The sequence below is a fragment of the Acinetobacter sp. YH12052 genome (assembly GCF_013419835.1).
Classification (GTDB): Bacteria; Pseudomonadota; Gammaproteobacteria; order Pseudomonadales; family Moraxellaceae; genus Acinetobacter; species Acinetobacter amyesii.
In genome coordinates this window covers 1-19,804 of the sequence record NZ_VOZI01000013.1, presented here as the reverse complement: position 1 = coordinate 19,804, position 19,804 = coordinate 1, and the positions used below count along the sequence as shown (strand labels likewise).

General features: G+C 39.7%; 21 protein-coding genes and 1 tRNA gene. 4 read left to right on the top strand and 18 right to left on the bottom strand.

Features of this window, described 5'->3' with window-relative positions:
- Nucleotides 1–80 precede the first annotated feature (80 nt).
- Nucleotides 81–156 (top strand) — tRNA-Asn (locus FTU06_RS10880).
- A gap of 87 nt (nt 157–243) precedes the next feature.
- Nucleotides 244–1,317: a hypothetical protein gene (locus FTU06_RS10875; protein ID WP_180009941.1), complete on the top strand. Its 1,074-nt coding sequence runs from the start codon at nt 244–246 to the stop codon at nt 1,315–1,317.
- Nucleotides 1,318–1,362: 45 nt separating this feature from the next.
- On the opposite strand, the gene FTU06_RS10870 is transcribed toward FTU06_RS10875, so the two are convergent.
- The 12 genes from FTU06_RS10870 to FTU06_RS10815 form a co-directional block, all read right to left on the bottom strand.
- Entirely contained in the window at nt 1,363–2,187 is an 825-nt protein-coding gene (locus FTU06_RS10870; RefSeq protein WP_180009942.1) for a DUF4198 domain-containing protein, read from the bottom strand.
- Between the two features lie 136 nt (nt 2,188–2,323).
- Nucleotides 2,324–2,977 (bottom strand): tRNA-(ms[2]io[6]A)-hydroxylase, encoded by a 654-nt coding sequence (locus FTU06_RS10865; RefSeq protein WP_078190322.1) that lies wholly within the window; start codon nt 2,975–2,977, stop codon nt 2,324–2,326.
- A gap of 17 nt (nt 2,978–2,994) precedes the next feature.
- On the bottom strand, nt 2,995–3,720 hold the full coding sequence (gene pdxJ / locus FTU06_RS10860) for a pyridoxine 5'-phosphate synthase (RefSeq protein ID WP_180009943.1): 726 nt from the start codon (nt 3,718–3,720) through the stop codon (nt 2,995–2,997).
- A 9-nt stretch (nt 3,721–3,729) separates the two neighbouring features.
- Complete coding sequence (gene recO, locus FTU06_RS10855; RefSeq protein WP_180010013.1) at nt 3,730–4,446, bottom strand: DNA repair protein RecO; 717 nt, start codon at nt 4,444–4,446, stop codon at nt 3,730–3,732.
- Between the two features lie 8 nt (nt 4,447–4,454).
- A complete protein-coding gene (locus tag FTU06_RS10850) occupies nt 4,455–4,652 on the bottom strand; it encodes an NF038104 family lipoprotein (RefSeq protein ID WP_180009944.1) in 198 nt (65 codons plus the stop codon).
- A 31-nt stretch (nt 4,653–4,683) separates the two neighbouring features.
- Nucleotides 4,684–5,712: a GTPase Era gene (era, locus tag FTU06_RS10845; RefSeq protein WP_067765139.1), complete on the bottom strand. Its 1,029-nt coding sequence runs from the start codon at nt 5,710–5,712 to the stop codon at nt 4,684–4,686.
- Nucleotides 5,712–6,410 (bottom strand): ribonuclease III, encoded by a 699-nt coding sequence (rnc, locus tag FTU06_RS10840; protein ID WP_111883979.1) that lies wholly within the window; start codon nt 6,408–6,410, stop codon nt 5,712–5,714. Before rnc ends, era begins: the two co-directional genes overlap by 1 nt.
- Complete coding sequence (locus FTU06_RS10835) at nt 6,382–6,753, bottom strand: DUF4845 domain-containing protein (protein WP_180040120.1); 372 nt, start codon at nt 6,751–6,753, stop codon at nt 6,382–6,384. The genes rnc and FTU06_RS10835 overlap by 29 nt, the downstream gene beginning before the upstream one ends.
- Before the next feature lie 20 nt (nt 6,754–6,773).
- On the bottom strand, nt 6,774–7,601 hold the full coding sequence (lepB, locus tag FTU06_RS10830; protein WP_168378032.1) for a signal peptidase I: 828 nt from the start codon (nt 7,599–7,601) through the stop codon (nt 6,774–6,776).
- A gap of 21 nt (nt 7,602–7,622) precedes the next feature.
- Complete coding sequence (gene lepA, locus FTU06_RS10825; protein ID WP_078192005.1) at nt 7,623–9,440, bottom strand: translation elongation factor 4; 1,818 nt, start codon at nt 9,438–9,440, stop codon at nt 7,623–7,625.
- A 195-nt stretch (nt 9,441–9,635) separates the two neighbouring features.
- Nucleotides 9,636–10,085, bottom strand: coding sequence for a thioesterase family protein (locus tag FTU06_RS10820; protein WP_180003252.1), 450 nt, complete (start codon nt 10,083–10,085; stop codon nt 9,636–9,638).
- Between the two features lie 119 nt (nt 10,086–10,204).
- Nucleotides 10,205–11,587 (bottom strand): Do family serine endopeptidase, encoded by a 1,383-nt coding sequence (locus FTU06_RS10815; RefSeq protein WP_180146570.1) that lies wholly within the window; start codon nt 11,585–11,587, stop codon nt 10,205–10,207.
- A gap of 228 nt (nt 11,588–11,815) precedes the next feature.
- Here FTU06_RS10815 and nadB point away from each other — a divergent pair, with 228 nt between their 5' ends.
- Nucleotides 11,816–13,462 (top strand): L-aspartate oxidase, encoded by a 1,647-nt coding sequence (nadB, locus tag FTU06_RS10810; RefSeq protein WP_180146567.1) that lies wholly within the window; start codon nt 11,816–11,818, stop codon nt 13,460–13,462.
- 54 nt (nt 13,463–13,516) lie between these two features.
- Here nadB and FTU06_RS10805 read toward each other — a convergent pair whose 3' ends face one another.
- The 6 genes from FTU06_RS10805 to pabC form a co-directional block, all read right to left on the bottom strand.
- Complete coding sequence (locus tag FTU06_RS10805; RefSeq protein WP_180101971.1) at nt 13,517–14,383, bottom strand: histone deacetylase; 867 nt, start codon at nt 14,381–14,383, stop codon at nt 13,517–13,519.
- Between the two features lie 11 nt (nt 14,384–14,394).
- A complete protein-coding gene (locus FTU06_RS10800) occupies nt 14,395–15,363 on the bottom strand; it encodes a hypothetical protein (RefSeq protein ID WP_180101972.1) in 969 nt (322 codons plus the stop codon).
- 195 nt (nt 15,364–15,558) lie between these two features.
- Complete coding sequence (locus tag FTU06_RS10795) at nt 15,559–15,978, bottom strand: PaaI family thioesterase (protein WP_180146565.1); 420 nt, start codon at nt 15,976–15,978, stop codon at nt 15,559–15,561.
- 68 nt (nt 15,979–16,046) lie between these two features.
- Nucleotides 16,047–16,652, bottom strand: a complete 606-nt coding sequence (gene tmk, locus FTU06_RS10790; RefSeq protein WP_180040130.1) for a dTMP kinase — start codon at nt 16,650–16,652, stop codon at nt 16,047–16,049.
- Nucleotides 16,653–16,661: 9 nt separating this feature from the next.
- Nucleotides 16,662–17,714 (bottom strand): endolytic transglycosylase MltG, encoded by a 1,053-nt coding sequence (gene mltG, locus FTU06_RS10785; protein ID WP_180146562.1) that lies wholly within the window; start codon nt 17,712–17,714, stop codon nt 16,662–16,664.
- A 1-nt stretch (nt 17,715) separates the two neighbouring features.
- Nucleotides 17,716–18,525 carry an aminodeoxychorismate lyase gene (gene pabC / locus FTU06_RS10780; RefSeq protein ID WP_180026881.1) on the bottom strand — a complete coding sequence of 270 codons (810 nt, stop codon included), beginning with the start codon at nt 18,523–18,525 and terminating at the stop codon, nt 17,716–17,718.
- A gap of 161 nt (nt 18,526–18,686) precedes the next feature.
- Between pabC and FTU06_RS10775 the strand changes: the two genes are divergently transcribed.
- Nucleotides 18,687–19,697, top strand: a complete 1,011-nt coding sequence (locus FTU06_RS10775) for a sulfate ABC transporter substrate-binding protein (RefSeq protein WP_180146559.1) — start codon at nt 18,687–18,689, stop codon at nt 19,695–19,697.
- Nucleotides 19,698–19,804 lie beyond the last annotated feature (107 nt).

Genomic DNA, 19,804 nt, shown 5'->3' with positions numbered 1-19,804 from the left:
AACATCTATCACGCATTTCTCCTCATATTGGTATTTTTAGCTTGACCCTCTTCAAAATCTGCTTATAATCGCATTCAGATTCTCCAATAGCTCAGTCGGTAGAGCGACGGACTGTTAATCCGCAGGTCCCTGGTTCGAGCCCAGGTTGGAGAGCCAAATTCTAAAGCCCATTTATTTAAATGGGCTTTTTTAATGACTATGATTTACATATAATCTATAAGTCATTGTCATTAAAATAAAAAAATGTTCATTCAAGTTGATGCTGAATCAAATAAAACTGCCTTAAAACACTATCTCACTGCATTCATTTTTCTTTTAATTTTTATCAGCCCATTTGCAATTTATTTGGTGAGCTGCACACCCGAAAGTGAAATTGAGCAACATTTCAAAACACCACCCAATTTATATAATAGTGAATCGAACACCCTTCTTGACAGCAAGCTACAATGGTTGATTCCACCTCAGCAGTTTCAAAATCACAATACTATTCCCGAAATATCTGAATCTGTATTGAACGAGATGACAGAAGGACTATATTGGTCAAGCACACCGATTACGCTGCAAAACCAATCTGATCAGTTATATGTTCATATCGATTTTGCAGGTCAGCAACAAACTCGAAAAGATCTTGAAATTTCGGTACTGCCGTTATGTATTGTTCACGAGAAAGAAACACCATGTATGAAAGCTGGGTTAAATGCAACTGGACAACTTTTTAACATCTCAACTCAAAAAAATACGCAATATCACACACTAGAGACCAATAAGTCATGGATGTTTTATGGCCATGAATTCCAAGAAAATTATATTATTCCACCACAAGCCACTCTCAAATTTTTAGTTAAAGCCAACATCCCTGAACACTTAACCCTGCAATGGCTTAGGCTAAGCATCAGTACTAGCCCCATTGTTGAGAAACAGCAAAATTTTATGCTCATGACGCAAAACAGTATAAGAATAAAATATGCACTTGCTCTATTGCCATTCTTCATATTAGCTTTGATGCACATTTTTCAAGGGTTTGAAAGCCTGCGTAATTTATCTATCGGCGCACTTTCAGCACTTTTATTTGCAATCAACACCATCATTTGGGATATCCATTATATGGTGATTGGCTGCCTGATTTTATGTTTTGCAAGTGTCTGTTATTGTTTTGAGAGCCGATATTATCGATTGCTTTATTTAACGGGTTGTTTACTGATTGCAGGCTATTCGCAGCAATATTATGGTGGTTTTAATAAACACTTTTTCACTCAAACCAGTTTAATTTTATTGATAGGTTTATCGATGTTTTATCTTGAACCTAAAGATAGCTAAATCATTTTCATAAAAAAGCTCCGCAAATCGCAGAGCTTTTTCTCTTTAAATCACATTAAAACTCAAAGTATATTTATATCGTTTTAATGCGTGTTCCTTCATTTCAAAAGGCTGTTGATAATCCATTTTCAGCAAATACTGACCACGATCTGATAGGTTAAAATTCAAATTTCCATCTTGATCAGTTTTAAGCGTTTTATAAACTTTTCCTTCACGGCTGTAATCCGTGGTTTGCTGCAAAATTTCAACCTGTAAACCCGCAACCGCTTTTTTCTGATCTAGCACTTTCAGTTGCACAGGCTCATTATGCTTTATAGCATTTGGATGGGTTTTAAATTGCACATCAAAGCCATCATGTAAATGATTCACCACATGTGTAGAGGTTGCACGGCGTGATACAAAAGTTTCAATGATTTCCTGCGTTTGAATACTTTTGATTTGCGACTTTTTAGTCAACTCGGCTGTATAAATGACATTTGCATTCGCAGTTTTTTGAGGATCACGCACACCATTGATTAACGCTTTCCACTGCTTTTGATCATAAGCAAAACGCGCTGTACTTCCCTGCTTTTCACCGCGAATACGATACGTGCCATCTTGCTTATTTTCTAAACTATAGCTGCTGACTGTTTGCGTTTTTGCCCAATCAGTTTCCGTTAAATGTAGCTTATCACCTGACGGTGTATGCACATGGAAATTAAAGTTTTTAATAGCTATTTCAGAAACAAATGGATTGTCATAAAAACCTGAAAGAATGGCACTGTGATTATTAAATGTTTGATAGTTTAGAGGCGCAACATAAGGATAATGCGCTTCAGCCTGACCAACCGCACACAAAGCGAAACAGAGTAAAGTGAATTGTAATTTCATATTGAATAAGAGAGCTTAAATTGTTTGATTCATAGAGATCGTTTCATTTTAGATTCACCCAAGCATATTGTAAATAATTCTTATTATCACTTGATTTATATGCATAAAAAATCCCCCATTCTGGAGGACTCTTTTATCAGGCTGCTTTAACGGGCACACCACTATGAAAGCGAAATAATTCATCTGGGCTGCTAATCAGATTTTTTTCAACTTCACGAATATGCTCAATACGCATCTGAATATCTTCTTTCGGGTTCTTTAGCTTATTGGTCGTCGCTACGTCCATAGCTAATGCTAAATAGTCCTCATAATGGCGTGATTCAGACTTTAGCAAATAGCGGTAGTAACGCCCCAACTCTTCATCCACATGTGGTGCAAGCGCATAGAAACGCTCGCATGACCGTGCCTCAACGAATGCACCAATCACCAAGATATCAATTAACGCTTCTGGCTCATAAGTCCGTACTTCTTTGCGTAGACCACCTGCATACCGACCAGCACTGATTGCAGTCCATTCCTGACCACGTTTTGCCATCAGTTCCAGCACTTGCTCATAGTGCAGCATTTCTTCACGAACTAGCTGTGCTAGTTTGATTTGTAAATCAGAGAAAAAACTATAACGAAACATCAAATTCATTGCTGTACTTGCAGCTTTCTTTTCACAATTGGCATGATCCTGCATTAGGATATCCAAATTATTTAAAGCTTCATCTAGCCATGCTTTTGGTGTTTCACACCCCAAGAAGCCAATGACTGGCTTCATTAGGGCATCATAATCAATATTTGACATATACTTTACTTAAAAAATTAACGTGCGGCTTTAATCGCAGCTTTCATTTGTTTCACAGACTGTGCCAATCCAATAAATAGAGCATCAGCAATAATCGAGTGACCAATATTCAATTCATGAATTTGCGCAATGCGCGCAATCGGAGTGACATTTTCAATATTTAAGCCATGACCAGCATTCACAATCAATCCTTTAGATGCCGCATATTCAGCACCTTGAATGATACGCTCCAGCTCTGCTTTCTGCGCTTCAGGTGTTTCAGCATCTGCATATGCACCTGTATGCAACTCAATCGTTGGCGCGCCACAGGCAATCGCCGCATCAATTTGAGCAAAGTCAGCATCAATAAATAATGAAACTTCGCAACCAATCGCTGCGAGTGCTTGAGTCGCATTTTTTACATCTTCAAAATGCCCAACAACATCTAGACCGCCTTCAGTCGTGACTTCTTCACGCTTTTCAGGAACAAAGCATACATGATGCGGCTGAATCTCTTTGGCAAATTCAACCATTTCATTGGTCACTGCCATTTCAAGATTCATATGGGTTTTTAATACAGAACGCATACGACGAACATCATCATCTTTAATATGGCGACGATCTTCACGTAAATGTAGCGTAATCCCTTCCGCCCCCGCTTGCTCACAAATAATTGCGGCATTCACAGGATCTGGATAAGTTGTCCCACGTGCATTTCGTAGTGTTGCCACATGGTCAATATTTACACCAAGCAAAGCTGCCATAATTCTTTCCTAATGACGTTGAGTTTGAGAATTCTGTATCCACAATTGACGACTTTTTAATGGACGATCGCCAAGCAAGGAAGTAATCATTTGTCGGTACAACTTAGACAGTAATTGTAACTGTTCAGAATTAAATTCCCCACCTTTTTCATAATCACACATACTTAAAATATGTTGACCTGACAATGTTGCGCGTGAGGCTTTAATGACAGGTTGAAAACCTTCATTTAAATGAAATTGATAATTTTCATGAAGCTGAATTTGCTGTTGATTTGCATCAGTTGAATAATCCAGCGCATAACCCAACTCTTCAAGTAGCTCATGCTCAAACTGTCTAAGGATTTGTCGCAAAAACAGGTCAGGATTTTCTTGCGCAGACATGCATTGGAGTTGTTCTAAGGTATGCGCATATTGAGCAAATGTCTCTGGCATCTCGACCTCTAAGGGACATAACCTCAATAAGACTTCATTCAAATAAAAACCTGAAAAAAAAGCATCCCCATAAAAGAATATGGGTTGATTTACAATTTCAAGTTTACTGAAATTTTTAAGCTCAGACTTGCCGGAGGCTTGCAAGCAGATCGGTTGATACTGAGGCGGAGGTGTTTGCCTGAGAATACCATCAACTCGGCCATGCTCCTGCGTAAACAAGTGCACGATATGACTTTTTTCACGATATTTACGATGGTGAATTAAATAACCATGCAGTATCTCATTACGCATGATTTAAGATATTAATCCTTGTCTTTCTTTTTCTTTTCGTCTTCTTCATCATCACCCCCATCTGGAATGACTGCACCTACAACTGCAGCGGTCCCTTTGACCACGCCTTTTGTGGTTTTATAAGCCACTTTGACAGGAACAGTAACGATTTTATGAATACACCCTTGTAGAAACAAAACACATGCCACTACAGCTAATACTTTCATCATTACTCTTCCCTCAAAGTTTGTTATTTAACGATTAGATATCGCTATAACCTAAGCTTTTCAATGCACGCTCATCATCAGACCAACCGCCTTTGACTTTCACCCAAAGCGTCAACATGATCTTTTGCTCGAACATTTTTTCCATATCTACACGTGCATCCATACCGATTTTCTTCAGTTTGGCACCCTTCTCACCAATAACAATGGCTTTTTGGCCAGAGCGATCGACAAAAATCGTCGCATCAATATAGGTACACGCCGCTTTAGGACGACCAGTTTTTGGATTAACTGTTGCTTCTTCTGTTTTAAACGACTCAATTTGAACGGTTAGATCATAAGGAAGCTCTTCCCCCAATTGACGCATGATTTTTTCACGGATAATTTCAGAGGCAAGGAAACGCTCTGAACGATCAGTCAATTGCTCAAGTGAATACAGTGGTGGTTGGAATGGTAAATATTTCTCAATCGTGCTGCGCAAATGATCTAAATTTGCACCACGTAATGCTGATACAGGAACAATTTCTGCAAAATTCATTAATTTTGCACGCTCTTGTATCAATGGTAATGCATGGTTTTTATTCTCTAGTGTATCAATTTTATTGATCACAAGAATCACTGGCATATCGGCATTTTTTAGCTTTTCTAACACTAAATCATCATTCTGTGTCCATTTGTCTGCATCAATCACAAACAAAACCAAGTTCACATCACGAAGTGCAGAATGCGCCGCACGGTTCATCATTTTATTGATGGCACGGACTTCTTTTTTGTGCATCCCTGGCGTATCCACGAATACCGCTTGAGACTTTTCTCGTGAGTCGATACCTACAATTTTATGACGAGTCGTTTGTGGTTTACGAGACGTAATTGAAAGTTTTTGACCCAAAATATGGTTCATTAACGTTGATTTACCCACGTTTGGACGACCAACAATCGCCACAAAACCACTTTTAAAATCGGCAGGAATTTCAGTTCCTTGTGCACTAAAAAACTGACTAATTAAATCGTTACTGTCGCCTTGCGACTCGTGATCAGCATCTACGTGATCGGAATGAGTAGTCATTAAGACTTTTTCTCCAAAATTTCTAATATTTCTGCCGCTACAGCTTGTTCAGCAAAGCGACGGCTTGAACCTTCACCGTATTTAACAGGGAGCCCTTCAACTGTACATTCAACTTTAAAATGTTGGTTCGGAGCATCACCCTGAATATCTACAACCTCGTAAACCGGGAGAGGTTTTTTACGTGCTTGTAAATACTCTTGCAAACGTGATTTAGGATCTTTCAGTTGATCAGTTGGTTCAATATGATCTAAATATGGCACATACCATTTAAGAACAATCGGTTCCAGAATTTTTAAATCCTGACAATCGACATAGATTGCACCAATGATCGATTCAACGGTATCCGCAAGTATAGACTCACGATGATGACCGCCAGATTTCAACTCACCTGTACTCAAGATTAATTCTTGACTGAGTTTTAAGTCATTGGCAATTTTTCCTAGCGCTTCCTGACGAACCAGTGTCGCACGCATACGCGTTAGACGCCCTTCATTTTCATGCGGGTAGGCATGGTACAGATAATTGGCAATTATCATACCCAACAATGAATCGCCCAGATATTCTAGGCGTTCATAATTGTATTTATGGCTCACCGATCGGTGGGTCAAGGCCAGTTGTAACAATTCAGGTTGTTTAAACTGATAACCGATACGACTTGCTAAACGAGCTTCATTTAGCTTGGACTGAGCTTTGATCAAAACTTTTCTCGAACTTCAACACAATATCAATATTCAATAAGAAAGGTTTTCTTATTTCATAATCCGTTTTTACTTCAAGCCCCTTTTCATTAGAGACTTGAGCAATATCTTTAAAACTAACATCGCGAATACTGTTCATTGAAAATCTTTTATCCATTTCTTGAACAAATTTACTTGGACTAATATTCGCAGGTCCACTTTTTAACTGCTCCTCGATTAACCCATTAATCATTTTGTTATCGAGATACGGTCCCCAAACCGCAATAACAACTTTAGCTAAAAAAGCAAAACCAATCACAGCAATTAAAATTGCGATATAAGACGTTCCCCGTTGATGTCTCATTTTATTTTCCTGATGTAAGACTAATCAATACTGCCATTACGACTAAATGAAGGCAGTTTTAAACCAGGTTCCTTATGCATCCACTTGTAAAAAGCACGTCCAGTGAGGTTTTCTTCAGGCACAAAGCCCCAAAAACGACTGTCCGCACTTTGATCACGATTATCCCCCATCGCGAAATAGTGACCTTCAGGAACCTTAACCTCCCAATATAAACCATTTTCTGTTGAATATTTACCATTTTCAACATAGTTGATAAATGGTGCTTGGCGCGCAACATTGACGCCTTCAAGCTCACGCATAGTAAACGTATGCTTACCCATGGTTTCTTTATGATAAATCGATGTAGGTGTATCAAGTTGATCTTTTTCACGGCTAAATTCTACAGGAACTTTTGCCACCTTTTGACCATTCACACTCAGTTGACCATGATCGTAAATAATATGATCACCTGGTAAACCGACCACTCGTTTAATATAGCTGATGGTTGGTTGTGGTGGATAACGAAATACAATGACATCACCACGCTCAGGTTCACCGACATCAATAATTTTTTTATTAATAATAGGTAATCGTACGCCATACTGATATTTATTCACCACAATAAAATCACCTGTCTCTAAAGTTGGAACCATAGAGTCTGATGGAATATTAAATGGCTCATATAAGAATGAACGCATCACCAAAACTATCGCTAGAATCGGCCAGAAATCATAAGCCCATGCGATAACGACATTTTCATTCCCCTTACCTTTGGTCTGCCGTTGCTTCCAGACAAACTTATCCAACAACCAAATTAAGAAAAAAATGACTGTGGCAGGAACAAGGATCAAATTAAAGTCAAAATCCATGAGCTCATAAACCTCTATTTATTATCTTTCTACTTTCAATACAGCAAGGAACGCTTCTTGTGGGATTTCGACGCTGCCCACTTGTTTCATACGTTTCTTACCTTCTTTTTGTTTCGCAAGAAGTTTCTTCTTACGCGACACGTCACCACCATAACATTTAGCCAAAACGTTTTTACGCATCGCTTTTACAGTTGAACGTGCAATGATTTGTGCACCAATCGCTGCTTGAATAGCCACATCGAACATTTGACGTGGAATTAAATCTTTCATTTTTTCCACAAGTGCAATACCACGATGGCGAGCATCTTGTCGGTGGCAAATCATGGCCAAGGCATCAACCTTTTCACCGTTGATTAACACATCTACCTTAACTAGAGATGAACTCTCAAAACGCACAAAGTTATAGTCTAACGATGCAAAACCGCGTGAACATGATTTCAATTTATCAAAGAAATCCATAACTACTTCAGCCATTGGGATTTCAAACGTAATGGCCACTTGGTTCGCCATAAACTTCATATTCTTTTGAACGCCGCGACGTTCAACACATAAAGTCATCACATTACCCAAGTATTCTTGCGGTACTAAAATGTGACATTCAGCAATTGGCTCACGTAAATCTTCAACTGTTGAACCATCCGGCATTTTAGAAGGACTATCGATGTAAATGGTTTGACCATTTTTCATCACCGCTTCATAAATTACGGTTGGTGCTGAAGAAATCAGGTCCAGATCATACTCACGTTCTAAACGTTCTTGTACAATTTCCATGTGCAGCATACCCAAGAAGCCACAACGGAAGCCAAAACCAAGTGCATCTGAACTTTCAGGTTCAAAGAACAACGCTGAGTCATTAATTTGCAGTTTGTGCAGCGCCTCACGGAACGGTTCAAATTCACTTGAATCGATTGGAAATAAACCTGCATAGACCTGTGGTTTCACTTTTTTGAAACCCGGTAAGCTTTGAACTTCTGGTGTAGTTGCCAAGGTAATCGTATCACCAACTGGAGCACCAAAAATATCTTTAATACCCGCGATCACGAAACCAACTTCACCTGCTTCGAGCATGTCAGTTTCTGTATGTTTAGGATTAAAAATACCTACTGAGGTGATGATGTGCGTTTGACCAGTTGATTTCATCAACATTTTATCGCCTTTACGCACACGACCTTCTTTAATACGAACTAAAGAAACCACGCCCAAATAGTTGTCGAACCAAGAGTCAACAATTAAGGCTTGTAATGGTGCATTACGATCGCCTTCGGGTGCAGGAATGACATTGACTAGTGTTTCAAGCACCCCCTCAATGCCTAGACCGGTTTTAGCTGAACATGTAGGTGCTTCAGTCGCTTCGATACCAATAATGTCTTCAATTTCTTGAATAACACGCTCTGGCTCTGCTTGCGGCAAATCGATTTTATTTAAAACAGGTAGGACTTCTAAGCCTTGTTCAATTGCTGTATAGCAGTTAGCAACAGACTGGGCTTCTACACCTTGTGCAGCATCGACAACCAATAATGCGCCTTCACATGCAGCAAGTGAACGTGAAACTTCATAAGAAAAGTCAACGTGCCCAGGTGTGTCAATAAAGTTAAGCTGGTATTCTTCACCGTTAGGATGAGTGTAATACAAAGTCACAGACGTAGCTTTAATCGTAATACCACGCTCACGTTCTAATTCCATAGAATCTAGAACCTGTGCCTGCATTTCACGATCTTGCAGGCCACCACAAGTTTGAATAAATCGGTCGGCAAGCGTCGACTTACCATGGTCGATATGCGCAATGATCGAGAAGTTACGAATGTTTTTTATATCAACAGATTTTTTAGCTTGCGCCATGGGCTACCTTGGAAAAATAAAAGCGCTATGCATGCAATTCTTTATGCATAGCAAAAGCCGAATAGAAATTGCCGAGGATTATAGCAGATGGATTTTTCAAAGTATCGAAAATAATGCATTGCTTTTATGCTAAGCACTTATCCTGCGTGTAGAACTTAACTAGTCTTCGCTTTAATATGAGGTTTCAATTAAAAATCAGAAATCATAAGCACTAAAATCAAGCGGATTTATGCTATCTGCGATGGGTTGATAAGCTTGGGTAAATGTTGGCGACATGCGCTTTGGACGGCCTGTAGCAATTTCAATGCATGCCCACTGTGTATTGCCTGTAAATAATATCGCTTTGTCTTTAGGGCGATAAAATACATACTGCCGAAACGAATACAATGCATTGATATCATTTAGCCAAGTTCGTAAAATAATCTCCTCACCTTCGAGCGCTGCTTTACGATATTGCACATGATGCTCAACAGCGACCATGGCATGCTTCAATTCAATATATTCTTTTAAGCCTAAACCCAAAGCTTCAATATGTGCTGTCGCGACATCTTGCATCCAACTGACGTACACCACGTTATTCACATGATTTAATGTGTCGATATGTTCAGCTTGAACTGTAATTTTTAAATCAAAGATATCGCTCATAGCGTCCTGCAAATTTTAAATTGTGGCCCACAGTCTACCCATTTTTATCTAAGGGTGAATTGCAAAAACGCTAAAGTTAAAAAACCACTCGCTTGGAGTGGTTTTCATTTAGTAACTCATTACTGAATACGCATGCCCACAATCGCACGCTGTCCCTGACGAATCAAAGAAACACGTGCAATGCTACCATTTTTCAACTCAGAAATAACTTTCACAAAATCTTCAGCATTGTTTACGACTTTATTATTAACTTGGGTGACAACATCCCCCGGCTGAATTCTTGCTTGTGAAGCTATACCTCCTGCACGTACATCTTGAATTAAGACACCGCCTTTTAGACTCAGTTGTTTTAATTCATCTGCAGTTAAATTACGAATTGACACCCCAATCACCGGGCCTTTTTTCACAGGTGCAATTTCAGCTTTTGCAGGCGTATCATCTGGTGCAGTGATCAAGGTTGCTGAAATGTTTTGGCGTTTATCATCACGTAATACTTCAAGCTGAATACTTTGATTAGGACCTGTACGATTGAGATAATTCAGCAGTTCGCCTGTACGTGAAATTGGTGTGCCATTAAATTTCAAAATGACATCACCCGCTTTAAAGCCAGCTTTTGCTGCGGGTGAATTCGGTGCAACTTGAGTAATCAATGAGCCCTCAGGTTTTGAAAGGTTATAGGATTCAGCAAGATTCCGATCGATATCTTGCAGCATAACACCTAAGTAAGCACGTGTCACCTTGCCGTTTTTCTTTAATTGGTCTGCAACATCCATCGCCACATCAATAGGAATCGAGAACGATAAACCCATATAACCACCCGTACCACTAAAGATACGAGAGTTCACCCCAACCACTTCACCAGACTGGTTAAATAAAGGGCCGCCTGAGTTTCCGGGGTTCAATGCCACATCGGTTTGAATAAATGGAACCGAGGTTTCTCCCATCATATTGCGCATTTTCGCACTGACAATCCCTGCCGAAGCTGAATAGTCAAAACCAAATGGTGAACCAATAGCCAACACTGGCTCACCTACACGTAAACGGTCAACATTACCTGTGCGTAGCTCTGGAAAATTTGAACCTTTCACCTTTAGCAAAGCCACATCAGTCCGCTCATCACTACCCACAACGGTGGCATCAATTTCACGGCGGTCATTCAATACGATGGTGACTTTCGATGCATCTTCTACCACATGGTGATTAGTTAATAGATAACCATCTTTACTAATAAAGAATGCGCTTCCATAACCGGTCTTTTCTTGCGGCATTTTTTGCTGCGGGATAACGACCTGATTACCAAAAAAGCGTCGTAATATTTCTGGGACTTGTTGCTGCAAAAGCTCTTCTTGACTAAGCTTTTTAACCACATTCACGCTTACGACAGCTGGGCTGACTTGTTCAACCAAATTGGAAAAATCAACAGGACCCGCTGCCTGAGTCTGCACGCTAGCAACCGTAAACACAGCTGCATAGAGTCCCTTTTGTAAATACGATTTATTCATTGTTAGCATTCACTCAATTGTGCTTATCATTTGAAATACGTTAGTTTTTATCACAATGCAAGTCTAAGCTTCGTAATAAAATGTTTGATGATTATTTATGATAAACAATCTTAAACATTCCTTAAATATTACAGATCTATGAATATTTTTCATTATTTAGTTAATTTATAGTCATTGCGTTTTTAGGCAAAAACAGTTGTGATGATCGGACATTTTTAAAATTAGCTGATGGACATGTCTAATTTAAACACGATACATCAATTTGATGTAATTATTGTGGGAAGTGGCGGTGCAGGCCTAAGTTTAGCCCTATCGCTACCAGATCATTTTAATATTGCTGTTTTAGCTAAATCGACGCTGACGGATGCCAGCACATATTATGCCCAAGGTGGTGTTGCTGCCGTCCTCGATAAAACAGATTCCATTGAACAGCATATCAATGACACCATGATTGCCGGTGCGCATTTATGTGAAATGGCGGCGGTAAAACAAACCGTTGAAGGTGGTAAATCTTCTGTCGATTTTCTACTGAATCAGGGTGTGCAATTTACTTTAGACGAACAAGAACAGTTACATCTGACACGTGAAGGTGGTCACTCTCAACGGCGGATTATCCATGCAGCAGATGCCACAGGTCGTGCTATTTCCACAACATTGGTTGAACGTGCGCAAGAAAAAGCCAATATTCATATTTTTGAAAATTTTATTGCAATCGATTTAATCACCGCACAAAAATTAAATCCTGAAACTGAAAACCGTGCTCTCGGTCTGTATGCTTTAGATGAAAAAACCGAAAAAGTACATACCTTTTTAGCACCCTTCACTACCCTTGCCTGTGGTGGTGCCATGAAAGCATATTTATATACATCAAATCCCGACATTGCGACGGGTGATGGTATTGCCATGGCGTATCGTGCAGGCTGCCGTGTTGCCAATATGGAGTTTAACCAATTCCATCCAACCTGCTTATATCATCCTCAAGCTCGCTCTTTCTTAATTACCGAAGCGATGCGTGGCGAAGGTGCCTATTTACGTCTTCCAGATGGTGAACGCTTTATGCTGCGCTTTGATGAGCGTGCCGAATTAGCACCACGCGATATCGTAGCGCGCGCGATTGATTATGAAATCAAACGTCTAGGAATCCGTCATGTTTGGCTTGATATCACCCATAAACCTGCAGAATTTGTCAAAGAACATTTTCCAACATTGTATGCACGCTTAATGGAACTCGGTATTGATATTACCAAAGAAATGATTCCGGTGGTTCCGGCAGCACACTACACCTGTGGTGGCGTTGTGGTCGATGAAAACAGTCAGACCGATGTTCCAGGCCTATATGCCATTGGGGAAACCTCTTATACCGGCCTACATGGTGCAAACCGTATGGCGAGTAACTCCTTACTGGAATGTTTTGTCTATGGTATGAGTGCTTCAGCACATATCACAGCACAGCATCAAGGAACTTATCAGGCGCCTCATGTCCCAGAATGGGATGACTCGCAAGTGACCAACCCTGATGAAGACGTGGTAATTTTGCAAAATTGGGACGAGCTTCGCCAAACCATGTGGAACTACGTGGGTATTGTCAGAACAACCAAGCGCCTCCAACGTGCCCTACACCGCATTGAAATGCTTAAGCGTGAAATCACCGAGTATTACCAAGATTACCAAGTCAGTAAAAATCTGATTGAACTCCGTAACTTAGTATTGGTATCAGAAATGATTGTGCGCTGTGCAATGGAACGTAAAGAGTCTCGTGGTCTGCATTTCACTTTAGACTATCCTGAACAAGCAGACGAACTACGTAAAACGGTGTTAAGTCCACCCGATTTCACGGTTGATTGCCCTGTAGTTAATACTGAGTTAGTCTCTTAAAACTTTTAAATTAAAAAAGAAGCCGCACATGATGTCGGCTTTTTTTTGATTTTACTACCCATAAATATGTAATGCCGCTTTGAAAGTTTCTAAGTGCAGATTTACAAGATCATTCATATTTTGATAGCCCCCAGCCAATACAAACATCAGCGGAATATCTGCACGTTTAGCCAAATTGAAGACCATTTCTTCGCGTTTCTGTATCAAAGCGGTGCTAAACCATGATGAACCAAAAGGGTCAGCTTGATGACAATCCATCCCTGCTTGATAAATAATTAAATCTGCACCCCATGCTTTAGCTTGCTGTATTCCTTCATGTATAGCCAAAGTATATTGTGCGAAATTTCCACGATCTTTATGCACATGCCGAGTTAAAGAACGTTCATAAGTAGGACAACCAAAATGTAGCCCATAAATACTAAAATTAAAAAGGTTATCTAACCGTCTAGTAAACTCAGCTGTGCCATTCCCCCCATGTTGATCGCAATCGAGTACAAAGATTTTTTTATTCGGATTCTGCTGTGCCACCAAAGCCAAACCATTGAATGTGCAAAATGATCCGCCATATTCATACACTGCATGATGAAAACCCTGTGCAACATTTGCTGCAATGCCTTTTTGCAAAGCCATTTCTGCTGCCATCAACTGCCCTGCATTTATTCTCAGCACGGCATCTCGAAGCTGAGTATTCCAAGGCTTAAAACCTGAAAAGGTCGCAAGCTTAGTGGGCTGCCCTGTCATAAATGCGTCCACATAAGCAGGATCATGCACTTGGCTTAAAATTTCAGCGTCAATACACTCAGGTTCGTGTATTCGGATGTTCTGCCATTGTTCTAAAGCTGTTCCAACTGCTAATAATTTTTCCATACTATTGGTATGGGTATGAGCAAAATATTTTGGCGAAAAGCATACATCTAACATGATGGAAACACTCAAAGTTGCGCTATTGCCACATCTATTAATTGCTGAAGCTCAGTCGTACCTGGACTATACAGACCATTATCCACTTGCTGCTGAAAATGCGTACTGAATGCACGTTTTCGATTTTGTGGCGACACAGCCAAAGTCGTTAAGCGTAAAAACCACCAACCAGAAATGGCCTGATAAGGAATCACAAAACCTTTAAACTCACGATTTTGTCGTTTTTCAACTAATTGTTCTGGATCATAATCGACGGAAAAAAGTGAACCCGCTGGAATACGAACACCATTCATGAGTACAGGTTTCAAGCTGATACAAGAATGGTTATCCCCCATATTTAACTTTTCCATAAATAAGGGCTGACCGTATTCATCTACAAAAATATTAATTTCACCGCTACGTAATACACGTCGATGTGCAATTTTCAAAAAGAAATTTTCAGCCATTGGACATGAGCCAACTTTTGGCTTATCAACCAGTGCTTGCACTTCAACAATTTGGTTTTCAATCGAGGATTTTGGCAAAATCACATCTTCAATCAAGGAACAAATAAGCTGACTTTCTTCCAAATTTGCATGTTGCTGGATTTGACGCAAACTTTTTTGAAGATGTAATTCTTTCTGTAAAACCTCGTAAAAGCCTGGGGATTGTTTCAATTGCTGAATATTTTGATTTAAATTTTGATTTAAATCTAGATGACGCCAACTAGACAAATCTAAATGATAAGCACGACTATGATCTAAAATTTTGCGTAAACCATGCGTGTCATATTGATCAAAAAGTTTGAGATCTTGAAATTCATGTGATGCACGCGGCACATTAATATATTCAGCTAACACACGTGTGGCTTGGGTATAGCCACAGCCACGTCGTTCAGTTTGATGTGAGTAATGCTCATTCAACATTTCTGTCAATTTTTCTGACAAAGGATATGCATGCTCCTGAAAGAGCCGAACAACTTCATGTGCAGTAGCAGTCATGTATTTAACCAATCAAATCTGTGATTCAATTATAGATTTAAAATAACACTTATGAGTTGATTGATTTCCACTAAGCTCTTGAAATTATGCAAATAAAAATACACTACGCAGAAAATTCACCAACCAATGCACAATTTATTTAGACAGACTGCTGCATTTTAATCCAATCTAATGGATCAACTGCATATTTTCAGTTCAATGTCGCTGCGGAGGAATCGAATAACTCCCTGTTATATGTGCAACAGGCTCACCCACACCTGCTGAATACACCAACACCTCACCATAAATTATACTTTTGCCCACTTTCAGCAATCGACACTCGCCTATTAAATCTTGATTGGCTTCGGGTTTTCTTAAAAAATTAATATTCATATTGGTCGTGACCGCCAGTCCTACAATCCCGATCTCCCCCAATATAGCCACATATAGCGCAAAGTCCGCCAAAGTCATCATAGTCGGGCCTGAAACAGTATTGCCAGGCCGCAAATCTTTTTCAGTCACATGCCAAATTAAAGTGGCAGCCTTTTCACCAACTTCAACGATAGTGCAATGCTTTAAGCTTGGCGCAAATTCAGTCTTAAGGAAATTGATAATCTCCTGTTTTGTAGCATGCATAAAAAATCATCCATAACTTTTGCTATGAATGATTTTTAAATCAATTGCCTAACAAATACTATGGCATTTTAGATCTGCTGTAGATGCGATAATGCCTGTTGGAAAACATGCTCAGGTGTTTGGGTTGCGTCAAGGCGTTTCATTCGTTCAGGGTGCGTTTGATGAATCTCAGCAAAACCTGATCTTACTTTCTCAAAGAAAGTTGCTTTCTCTTGTTCAAAACGGTCTAAAGCACCACGCTCTCTTGCTCTTAACATTCCTGTTTCAATCGGTGCATCAAGCCAAAAAGTAATATCCGGTATACGCGCAACAAAACTTGCATTTAAGACATTGAGCTTGTCACGATCTAAACCACGTCCTGCACATTGATAAGCAAAACTCGAATCGGCAAAACGATCACATAAAACGATTTTACCTTCTGCCAATGCAGGTAAAATCACGCGCGCCAAATGCTGTGCGCGTGCAGCATACATAAGTAACAACTCTGTATCATCACTCATTGCTTCATCATGATTGACGGCCAGAAGTAATGCACGAATTTGTTCAGCCATAGGTGTACCACCCGGCTCACGTGTAAGTACGACATTTTTACCCAAATTTTGGAAATGATCATGTAATTTACGAATGAGTGTAGTTTTACCCACACCTTCCGTGCCTTCAAAACTAATAAACATGCTCACTCCTTAGTTTTTCGCACGAATTACAGATAAATACTCTTGTACCGCTCGGTTATGGTCTGACAAATTACTGCTAAATTTATGACCACCGTTACCTGTAGCCACGAAATAGATGTTATTTGACGCATCTGGATGCATCGCGGCTTCAATAGCTTTTTGACTTGGCAAAGCAATCGGTGTAGGCGGTAAGCCGTTGATCGTATACGTATTATACGCTGTAGGTGTACGTAGATCTTGGCGAGTGATATTACCTTGGTATTTATCGCCCATGCCATAAATAACCGTAGGGTCTGTTTGTAAACGCATGCCTTGTTGTAAACGACGGACAAACACACCTGATACTTGCTCTAACTCACGATCAAGACTGGTTTCTTTTTCAATAATCGATGCCATGATCAAGGCTTCATATTTATCTTTATAAGGTAAATTTTGAGCTCGATTATTCCAAGCCTGATCTAATGCTTTGATTTGTCGGTTATACAAATCCTTCAAAATTTTGCGATCAGACTCGCCTTTTGCAAAGAAATAAGTATTCGGAGCAAATAAACCTTCTGGGTGTGAATAAGGAATACCTAGTTCCTGCAAAATCTTTGAATAAGGCAGATTGCTAATGTCATGCGTTACCAATGGGTCATTTTTTAAAGCATCAATGAGTTGCTTAAATGTCGTCCCTTCGATCACTAAAATTCGATTCATTTGCGCATTTTCAGAGTTAGAAATCAGTTTCATGACTTCACGTACGCTCATGCCTTCATGGATTTCATATACACCCGCTTTCAAGGTGTCATTGATCATGAATTTTTGGTACAACTTCAAAATAATAGGAAAATGAACTTGTTTCTCTTTGGCCAGTCGGTCAATAAATCCTGAATAGGTATCCCCTGCACCAATCGCCAACATTTGCTTTTTGCCTTCCACAGGATAGGCTTTAAATAAACTCGACCACAGTAAGATCGCCGCAAGTACAACGATACCAAGTAGCACAACCAAACATGCTTTAAATGGAAAACCTGCTTTGGCAGATTTTTTCTTATTTGTTTTTTTAGACGCGGTGGACATATTAACGAATCTGACTTAATTGAAGTGTTCGGAAAAGTTCAATACAAGCTTGAACATCTAACTCAACTCCATTCAGAGTTGATGCAATTTTCATGGGACTTAAAGCATTGCAGAAAAAAACACTCTGAAAATGCGTAATTTCATCCATATTGACGTGACGTTGAGTACATGGAATCTGATGCTGCTGCATCCGTTTTAAAATTTCTGCACGCATGACACCATGCACGCCATTATAACGAAGTTCGGGCGTAATCCATCCTTCATTTGTACGAATAAAACAATTACTGCTCACACCTTCGACAACTGTACCTTGCACATCCGTCACCAAAGCTTCCCCCCATGGGGTTTGATCCAACTCTGCTTTGAGCATGACTTGTTCTAATCGATTTAAGGACTTCAAGCCCACCAAACTTGGCATGGTTAACCCAATGGCTTGATGTAATACACCACTTTCGACATTTTCGTACTCAAAATCTGCAACAGCTTTGGGGTAATAAAACACCCAAACATCTGCTGGATGCTCAGGTAAACTATAGCCACGCTGACCGATACCACGACTCAACACGATTTTCAAAGTGCCATTGACGACATCTTGTTTACGTAACAATTTTAGAGTGTCTTCAATGAGGCTTAAATCTGCATTTAGCTTTAATCGCTCATTACTCAGTTTTAATCGTGCAATATGCAAAGCTAAAAGTTCTATTTGTCCTTGGCGAATACGTGCCGTGCTAAAACAGCCATCGCCATAGTGAAAGGCTCGATCAAGTAAATCAACTTGTTCTATTTGCTGCGCATTTTTAAAACACTGCATACGTCGTCATCCCAATTACATCTCTTTATTTTAAAAAATAATCGTTCAGCATATATTTCTTTTTTGTTCATATTAAATTCTTTTTTAATTATTTTTTCTGCATAAAAACTACAGATATTCTTGCCTCATCCAACAAAACATGTATAAAAATTGAGGACAACATGAATCTATCTAAATTAAAACTTGGAGTTTTGGCTGCATTCATTTCTGCCACAGCATTCAGTGCATCTGCCAAAGATTTCTTAAATGTGTCATATGATCCAACCCGTGAATTGTATGACAACTTCAATAAAGACTTTAGTGTTTACTGGAAAAAAACCACAGGCCAAGACATTAACTTTAAACAATCTCATGGTGGATCAGGTAAACAGGCTCGTGCAGTTATTGATGGTCTAGATGCCGATGTCGTCACTTTGGCCTTGGCTGCAGATATTGATGAAATTGCTGCACGTGGTTTAGTTGCAAAAGACTGGCAAAAGAAATTCCCACAAAACTCAACGCCATATACATCGACCATTGTGTTCTTAGTGCATAAAGGCAACCCGAAAGGCATTAAAGACTGGGGCGATTTAATTAAACCAGGTGTCGACATTATTACCCCGAACCCAAAAACATCGGGCGGTGCGCGTTGGAACTATTTAGCAGCGTGGGCTTGGGCCAAACATCAAGCAGGTGGTAATGATACAAAAGCCCAAGAATTTGTCCGCCAAATCTATAAGCAAACCAAAGTCCTCGACTCAGGCGCACGTGGTGCAACAACTACATTCGCTGAACGTGGTATTGGTGACGTGTTATTGGCTTGGGAAAATGAAGCACATTTGGCAGTTCGTGAACAGCCGGGTAAGTTTGAGATCGTGACCCCTTCACTTTCTATCTTGGCCGAGCCGCCTGTTGCGATAGTAGAAAAAAATGCCAAGAAGGATGGCAATGAAAATTTAGCCAAAGCGTATTTAAATTATCTGTACTCACCTGCAGGTCAAACCATTGCAGCACAGAACTATTATCGTCCACGTAATGCTGCGGTACTGGCAAAATATAAAAATGTTTTTAAACCTTTAAAATTAGTGACTATTGATAAAGAGTTTGGCGGTTGGAGCAAAGTACAGAAAAAACATTTTGAAAATGGTGGTGTCTTTGATCAAATCGTGAAGATCAATAGATCTCTTTCATAAATCAAAAAACGATCTTCTTTTTGGTTAATATTTGCACTCCGGATTTCTTAGCATTCGTGCATAATCTGCGGATGAAATACATCGATTCAAACAAGCTTTCTGATCCT

What these genes read in the sequence shown, in the direction of transcription:
- FTU06_RS10805 (WP_180101971.1), bottom strand. Translation starts at nt 14,383, where the DNA reads ATGTTAGATGTATGCTTTTCGCCAAAATATTTTGCTCATACCCATACC.
- FTU06_RS10815 (WP_180146570.1), bottom strand. Translation starts at nt 11,587, where the DNA reads ATGAATAAATCGTATTTACAAAAGGGACTCTATGCAGCTGTGTTTACG.
- mltG (WP_180146562.1), bottom strand. Translation starts at nt 17,714, where the DNA reads ATGTCCACCGCGTCTAAAAAAACAAATAAGAAAAAATCTGCCAAAGCA.
- FTU06_RS10835 (WP_180040120.1), bottom strand. Translation starts at nt 6,753, where the DNA reads ATGAGACATCAACGGGGAACGTCTTATATCGCAATTTTAATTGCTGTG.
- FTU06_RS10870 (WP_180009942.1), bottom strand. Translation starts at nt 2,187, where the DNA reads ATGAAATTACAATTCACTTTACTCTGTTTCGCTTTGTGTGCGGTTGGT.
- pdxJ (WP_180009943.1), bottom strand. Translation starts at nt 3,720, where the DNA reads ATGGCAGCTTTGCTTGGTGTAAATATTGACCATGTGGCAACACTACGA.
- FTU06_RS10800 (WP_180101972.1), bottom strand. Translation starts at nt 15,363, where the DNA reads ATGACTGCTACTGCACATGAAGTTGTTCGGCTCTTTCAGGAGCATGCA.
- FTU06_RS10850 (WP_180009944.1), bottom strand. Translation starts at nt 4,652, where the DNA reads ATGATGAAAGTATTAGCTGTAGTGGCATGTGTTTTGTTTCTACAAGGG.
- era (WP_067765139.1), bottom strand. Translation starts at nt 5,712, where the DNA reads ATGACTACTCATTCCGATCACGTAGATGCTGATCACGAGTCGCAAGGC.
- FTU06_RS10820 (WP_180003252.1), bottom strand. Translation starts at nt 10,085, where the DNA reads ATGAGCGATATCTTTGATTTAAAAATTACAGTTCAAGCTGAACATATC.
- nadB (WP_180146567.1), top strand. Translation starts at nt 11,816, where the DNA reads ATGGACATGTCTAATTTAAACACGATACATCAATTTGATGTAATTATT.
- FTU06_RS10865 (WP_078190322.1), bottom strand. Translation starts at nt 2,977, where the DNA reads ATGTCAAATATTGATTATGATGCCCTAATGAAGCCAGTCATTGGCTTC.
- lepA (WP_078192005.1), bottom strand. Translation starts at nt 9,440, where the DNA reads ATGGCGCAAGCTAAAAAATCTGTTGATATAAAAAACATTCGTAACTTC.
- FTU06_RS10795 (WP_180146565.1), bottom strand. Translation starts at nt 15,978, where the DNA reads ATGCATGCTACAAAACAGGAGATTATCAATTTCCTTAAGACTGAATTT.
- FTU06_RS10775 (WP_180146559.1), top strand. Translation starts at nt 18,687, where the DNA reads ATGAATCTATCTAAATTAAAACTTGGAGTTTTGGCTGCATTCATTTCT.
- lepB (WP_168378032.1), bottom strand. Translation starts at nt 7,601, where the DNA reads ATGGATTTTGACTTTAATTTGATCCTTGTTCCTGCCACAGTCATTTTT.
- pabC (WP_180026881.1), bottom strand. Translation starts at nt 18,525, where the DNA reads ATGCAGTGTTTTAAAAATGCGCAGCAAATAGAACAAGTTGATTTACTT.
- tmk (WP_180040130.1), bottom strand. Translation starts at nt 16,652, where the DNA reads ATGTTTATTAGTTTTGAAGGCACGGAAGGTGTGGGTAAAACTACACTC.
- FTU06_RS10875 (WP_180009941.1), top strand. Translation starts at nt 244, where the DNA reads ATGTTCATTCAAGTTGATGCTGAATCAAATAAAACTGCCTTAAAACAC.